At 58.9% G+C, this 6,248-nt stretch carries 6 protein-coding genes and 1 pseudogene; 2 read left to right on the forward strand and 5 right to left on the reverse strand.

Annotated features, from left to right (window positions below):
* From Q0526_RS18790 to Q0526_RS06660, 5 genes are all read right to left on the reverse strand, one after another.
* The coding region (locus Q0526_RS18790; RefSeq protein ID WP_366522041.1) for an ABC transporter ATP-binding protein at window positions 1-659 on the reverse strand (659 nt) is incomplete at its 3' end.
* Window positions 660-671: 12 nt separating this feature from the next.
* Window positions 672-1,328 carry an ABC transporter transmembrane domain-containing protein gene (locus Q0526_RS18795; protein ID WP_366522042.1) on the reverse strand — a complete coding sequence of 219 codons (657 nt, stop codon included), beginning with the start codon at window positions 1,326-1,328 and terminating at the stop codon, window positions 672-674.
* A complete protein-coding gene (locus Q0526_RS06650) occupies window positions 1,318-3,063 on the reverse strand; it encodes an ABC transporter ATP-binding protein (protein ID WP_298731832.1) in 1,746 nt (581 codons plus the stop codon). Before Q0526_RS06650 ends, Q0526_RS18795 begins: the two co-directional genes overlap by 11 nt.
* Window positions 3,064-3,275: 212 nt before the next feature.
* On the reverse strand, window positions 3,276-3,854 hold the full coding sequence (locus Q0526_RS06655) for a cytidylate kinase-like family protein (protein WP_298731834.1): 579 nt from the start codon (window positions 3,852-3,854) through the stop codon (window positions 3,276-3,278).
* On the reverse strand, window positions 3,851-5,254 hold the full coding sequence (locus Q0526_RS06660) for an MATE family efflux transporter (RefSeq protein WP_298731836.1): 1,404 nt from the start codon (window positions 5,252-5,254) through the stop codon (window positions 3,851-3,853). The genes Q0526_RS06655 and Q0526_RS06660 overlap by 4 nt, the downstream gene beginning before the upstream one ends.
* Before the next feature lie 291 nt (window positions 5,255-5,545).
* Between Q0526_RS06660 and Q0526_RS06665 the strand changes: the two are divergent.
* Window positions 5,546-5,662, forward strand: a pseudogene (locus Q0526_RS06665) (DUF4867 family protein); the annotation flags it as partial.
* A 246-nt stretch (window positions 5,663-5,908) separates the two neighbouring features.
* A complete protein-coding gene (locus tag Q0526_RS06670; protein WP_298731838.1) occupies window positions 5,909-6,148 on the forward strand; it encodes a methionyl-tRNA formyltransferase in 240 nt (79 codons plus the stop codon).
* Window positions 6,149-6,248: the final 100 nt, after the last annotated feature.

The raw sequence follows: 6,248 nt of genomic DNA on the forward strand, positions 1-6,248 counted from the left end.
ATATCATAAAAACGGTTGAGCAGGTTGGTGATGGTGGTCTTGCCCGCCCCGGTGGCCCCCACAAAGGCCACCTTCTGCCCCGGCTTGGCATACAGCGTGATGTTGTGCAGCACGGGTTTGTCCGGCGTGTAGGCAAAGTCTACCCCTTCCAGCCGCATATCGCCCTGCATCCGGGTATAGGTCACGGTGCCGTCCGCCTGATGGGGGTGTTTCCAAGCCCACAGGCCGGTGCGTTCGGCGACCTCGGTCAGGGTACCGTCGGCATTTTGCTGCACATTGACCAGCGTCACATAGCCGTCATCCTCCTCCGGGGCTTCGTCCATAAGGTCAAAGATGCGCTGGGCCCCCGCCAGCCCCATGACCACCGCATTGACCTGATGGGACACCTGATTGATGTTGCCCACAAACTGCTTGGTCATATTGAGAAACGGCACCACGATGCTGATATTGAGGGCCAGCCCCGATACGCTCAGGTTGGGGGCGCCTGCCAGCAGCAGCCCCCCGCCAATTACGGCCACCAATACGTACAGCACGTTGCCGATATTGTTGAGGATAGGCCCCAGCGTGTTGGCGTAGCGGTTGGCCTTTTCCGATTCCTCGAACAAGGCGTCGTTGAGGGCATCAAAGGCGACCTTGCTCTCCGCTTCGTGGCAGAACACCTTGATGACCTTCTAGCCGTTCATCATCTCCTCGATGAAGCCCTCGGCCTTGCCCAGCGCGGTCTGCTGGCGGAAGAAATACCGGGCCGAACCGCCGCCGATTTTTTTGATGAGCAGCGTCATCAGCGCCCCCCCCGCCAGCACCACCAGCGTCAGCCACAGGCAGTAGTATACCATGATGCAGAAGATCGTCACCACCGTCACCACCGACACCAGCAGTTGGGGAAAACTCTGGGAGATCATCTGCCGCAGGGTGTCGATGTCGTTGGTGTAGTAGCTCATGATGTCGCCGTGGTTGTGGGTGTCGAAATAGCGGATGGGCAGCCGCTGCATACCGCCGAACATCTTGACCCGCAGCTTTTTCAGGGCGCCTTGGGTGATGATGGCCATAAGCTGGTTGAACACCAGCCCCGCCGCCAGCGACAAGAGATAGAACACCGCCAGCAGCCCCACAAGGCGCAAAATCTGCCCGCTGACCGCGTGCCAGACGCCGTCCTGCCAGCTTTGCTCCACCAGCGCGATGACTTTTTGCATAAAGACCGAGGGCAGCGACCCCACAATGGCATTGAAAACGATGCAGCCGATGGTCACCGGCAGCAGCACGGGATAAAACCCCAGCAAGGTTTTGAGGAGCCGCACGCAGCAGGCCCCGGTAGAACTATTCTTCAATCTGGGTGCCCTCCTTGTTCTGGGATGTATAGATTTCCCGGTAAATGGCGTCGGTGCGCAGCAGTTGGGCATGGGTGCCCATGCCGTGGATGCGCCCGCCGTCCAGCACCAGAATGCGGTCGGCGTCCTCCACCGAGGCGGTGCGCTGGGCAATGATGATCTTGGTGGTATCGGGCAGGCAGGTGCGCAGCGCCTTGCGGATGGCCGCATCGGTCTTGGTATCCACCGCGCTGGTGGAATCGTCCAAAATCAGCACCTTGGGGCGCTTGAGCAGCGCCCGGGCGATGCAAAGCCGCTGTTTCTGCCCGCCGGACACGTTGGTGCCGCCCTGCTCGATGTAGGTATCGTACCCTTTCGGGAAGGTGCGGATAAATTCATCGGCGCAGGCCAAACGGCAGGCTTCCACCAGCTCCTCGTCGGTGGCGTGGGGATTGCCCCAGCGCAGATTCTCCTTGATGGTGCCGGAAAAAAGCACATTCTTTTGCAGGACCACCGCCACCTGATTGCGCAGGGTCTCCAGATGGTAACGGCGCACATCCACGCCGCCCACCCGGACGCAGCCTTCGGTCGTATCGTACAGGCGGCAAATCAGTTGGATGAGAGAGGATTTGGAGGAACCGGTCCCGCCGATGATGCCGAGGGTTTCCCCCGAGCGGATGTGCAGGTCGATGTCCTGCAAAACCATCCGCCGGGCCGAGGCCGCATACTTGAAGCTGACCCCGTCGAAATCCACCGACCCATCGGCCACCGTTCTTACCGGTTCGGCCGGGTCGGCCAGAGTGCTGCGCTCCGAGAGGACTTCGGCAATGCGGTTGCCCGACTCCCCGGCCATGGTGATCATCACAAAGACCATGGATACCATCATCAGGCTGTTGAGCATCATAAAACTGTAGGTGAGCAGGGCCGACATCTGCCCCACGTCCAAGGCCAGCCCACGGGTGGTGATGACGGTATAGGACCCGAAGGAGAGCACAAACACCATGACCGCATAGATGCAGAACTGCATCATGGGGCTGTTCAGTGCCAGAATCCGCTCGGCCCGGGTGAAGTCGGTACAGACATCCCCCGCGGCTTCGGCAAACTTTTCCTCTTCGTAGGATTCCCGCACAAAGGACTTGACCACCCGCATGGCCTGAATGTTTTCCTGCACAGAGCGGTTCAGCCGGTCGTATTTGCGGAACACCTTTTTGAACAGCGGCATTGTCCTGATGGTGACCAGCGCCAGCCCTACGCCGAGGAACGGCACCACGAACAGAAAGATCCACGCCATCCGCCCGCCCATGCGGAACGCCATGGCAAAGGCAAACACCAGCATCAGCGGCGCCCGGATGGCGGTGCGAATGATCATCATGTAGGCGTTCTGCACGTTGGTGACGTCGGTGGTCATGCGGGTCACCAGCGAGGAGGTGGTAAAGTGGTCGATATTTTCAAAGGAATAGTCCTGAATGCTGTAAAACATGTCTTTGCGCAGGTTGCGGGCCAGCCCGCAGGAGGCCTTGGAGCAGGTACACCCCGCCAGTGCCCCAAAGGCCAGCGACAGCGCCGCCATGAGCACCAGCAGCAGGCCGTAGCGCAGCATACGGGTCATATCGCAGCCGCTTTTGACCTCATTCACCAATCTGGCGATGAGAAACGGTATCAGGCATTCCATGACCACCTCGCCGCTGACCAGCAGCGGCGTTACCAGCGAGGCCGTCTTGTATTCCCGAATACTGCGGGACAGTTGTCGGATCATCGTTTCACTTCCCCCTTTCCCAAAAAGCAAAAGACGAGCAGCGGCATCAACTGGATTTACGTGATACACACTACTCGTCTGTTTTGGGTCTTATCAAATTGTCTGTTTTGATTGTAGACCCACAGGCTGCTTTTTGTCAAGACGACCGTCTTGGCTGACCCCGTCCCCTGCGCCCGATGCGGGGCGGCTTTTTTCTTTTTCGGTTCTTTTGTTCAATACAGCATCCGCAGCAGTTCCGCGCAGCGGTCGATGCCCAAAATACCGCTGTCCAGACAAATCTGGTAGTTCTTCGCATCGCCCCATTTTTCCTCGGTGTAAAAGCGGTGCCAAGCCGCCCGGCGTTTGTCCTTTTCCCGGATGCGGGCCTCGGGGGCTTGGTCCCGCTCGCCGTATACCTCCACGATGCGCCGGGCCCGGAACGCCCTGTCGGCATGGATAAAGGCGGTCAGACAGTCCGCCTTGTCCCGCAGGATGTAGTCGGCGCCCCGCCCCACGATGACGCAGGGTCCCTGCGCCGCCAAGTCCAAAATCACCTGCCGCTGGGCCTGCCAGAGCAGGTCCTCGTTGGTGGGGCCGAAGGCCCGGTTCGCGGAAAAGGCTGCCAGCAGCCCCGCCGGGGCGGCTTCCTCGGCGGCCTGCACATAGGACGGGGCAAACCCGCTTTCCACGGCGATCTTTTCGATCAGTTCGCTGTCGTAGCAGGGCAGGCCCAACTGCCCGGCCACCGTCTTGCCGATGGTCCGCCCGCCGCTGCCAAATTCCCGGCTGATGGTCAAAATGCGATGTTTCATACAGATTCCTCCTTTTTTCCCAATTCCTGATAGGTTTGCCGGATCAGTACCAGCGCCACAAGGAAGGTCAGCAGGTCCGACACCGGCATCGAGTAGAGCACGCCGTCCAGCCCGAAAAAGCGGGGCAGCAGCAGCGCAAAGCCCACACCGAACACCACTTCCCGAATCATGGACAGCGCCGTGGATTCCACCGCCTTGCCCATGGCCTGCAAAAAGATGAAGCAGGCCTTGTTGATGCAGGCCAGAATAATGAGGCAGAGGTAGACCCGGAAGGCTTTGAGGGCGAAGTCGGTGTAGTAGCTGCTCTCATTGGCGGCGCCGAAAATCGAGATGAGCTGCCTGGGACAGAACTCCGCCAGCACAAAGCCCACGGCGCCCACCGCCACTTCGGCCAGCAGCAGCCGGGTAAAAAGGGCCCGCACCCGGTCCAGATGCCGGGCGCCCATATTGAAGCCCACGATGGGGATACAGCCGGCGGCCATGCCCACCACCACCGAAATGATGATCTGGAAGAATTTCATGACGATGCCCACCACCGCCATGGGGATCTGGGCGTACTGGGCCTGCCCGAAGATGGGGTCCACCGCGCCGTACTGCCGCAGCATATTGTTGATGGCCGCCATGGCCGCCACCAGCGAGATCTGGGACAAAAAGCTGGTGATCCCCAGCCCCAGCGTCTTGACGCAGACCGTGCGGCTGGGCAGAAAATCCCGCCGTCCGGGGCGGATGGTCTTCATATGCAGGATGTACCACACCGACAGCGCTGCGGTCAGCACCTGCCCCAGCACGGTGGCCACGGCGGCGCCCATCATACCCCAGCGGAGGCCGAAGATGAACACCGGGTCCAGCACGATGTTCACCAAGGCGCCTGCCAGCGTGGCGCCCATGGCGAACGCGGGGTTGCCGTCGGCGCGGATGACAGGGTTCATGGCCTGCCCAAACATATAAAAGGGAATGCCCAGAGTGATATAGAAGAAATATTCCTGCGAGCAGGCAAAGGTCTGTTCGTTGACGGTGCCGCCGAACAGGGCGATGAGGGGCGTTTGAAACAGCAGGTACAAGGCCGTCAGCACCACACCGGCGGCCACGCTCATCTCGATGGCGTTGCCCACGCTGTGTTTGGCGGTGTCCTGCCGGCCCTGACCCAGACAAAGGCTGACAAAGGCGCAGCAGCCATCCCCCACCATGACCGCGATGGCCAGCGCCGCCACCGTAAGGGGGAACACCACCGTGTTGGCCGCGTTGCCGTAGGAGCCCAAATAGCTGGCGTTGGCAATGAAGATTTGGTCCACGATGTTGTACAGCGCGCCCACCAGCAGCGAGATGATGCAGGGCACCGCATACCGGCCCATCAGCTTGCCCACGGGCTGGGTGCCCAAAAACTGGTTTGAAGATTCCATAAAAAACGGTTCCGCCTTTCTTGCAAAAAAATAACGTGCGGCCCTGCTACGCAACCGGAATTACGCAGCAAGGCCACACGTTGGTAGTTACAGTATACCGGATTTTGCCCCGGGGTGCAAAGGCAGTTTTGAACAAAAAAGGCCGCTTTGGGGACCGGTGTTCTGCGCAGATGCCCCGAGGGGCGCGCCTTTTTGCCCGGTCCGCCACCCAATGGCTGCGGCGGCATCCGCCAAGGAGAAGCTGACCGTGCCGTTTTCCAAACTGACCCAATCCGAAAGATCGGTGCCGGTGGCGAAGGCGCACTGTTGTGGGCCAGAAACAAATGGCTGCTGGCTCATCCCGATTCTTCCGAAGCCGCAGCAGGCGCCTTTGTGGGCCTGACCGGAGAAAACATCCGCCTTTGGTAACGGCCTTTTGCCGCGCTTTACTTTAAAGCCGAAGCTTTACCTTATACCTCTTATCTGATATACTTAATTAAATATTTACTTTAACCGAACGTCACGAAACCGCATTGAAGCACACAGGAGCCGGACGGCAACGGAATGGTTCCTGTATCCTCGTTTTCCACAAGGTCGCCCCCGCTGACAGCAACCGCCACTATACTCGATTGCCAAAGGCAGCGCAGAAAAAAATCAGAATGGAGAGGTATAACCATGGCTCAAATCAGTCTGGATAGCATTAAGAGGATCGAGAAAAACCGCAACACCATCCATGAGAAAGTACACGCAACCTATACAGTATTCGAGATGGATGACGAAAAGTATGTACAGATTGATACGTATGGGCGCATCGATCGTGAAACCCCCGGAAGGGTCAGCCAATCAATTCAATTTGACAAAGAAACTGCGACATTTCTAGTAAATCTTCTAAAAGAGGAATTCAAATTACGCTAACCCCTTCCTGACCTTTGCGTCGGCAAGCCGTGACGGACGGGGCAACATAAATCATAACCCCACGTTGAACGTGGGGTTTGCAAAACGGCCCCATAGGGGC

The organism is uncultured Subdoligranulum sp. (assembly GCF_937890665.1).

Coding starts and splice junctions, on each gene's coding strand:
- Q0526_RS06650 (WP_298731832.1), bottom strand. CDS start 3,063: ATGATCCGACAACTGTCCCGCAGTATTCGGGAATACAAGACGGCCTCG.
- Q0526_RS06655 (WP_298731834.1), bottom strand. CDS start 3,854: ATGAAACATCGCATTTTGACCATCAGCCGGGAATTTGGCAGCGGCGGG.
- Q0526_RS06660 (WP_298731836.1), bottom strand. CDS start 5,254: ATGGAATCTTCAAACCAGTTTTTGGGCACCCAGCCCGTGGGCAAGCTG.
- Q0526_RS06670 (WP_298731838.1), top strand. CDS start 5,909: ATGGCTCAAATCAGTCTGGATAGCATTAAGAGGATCGAGAAAAACCGC.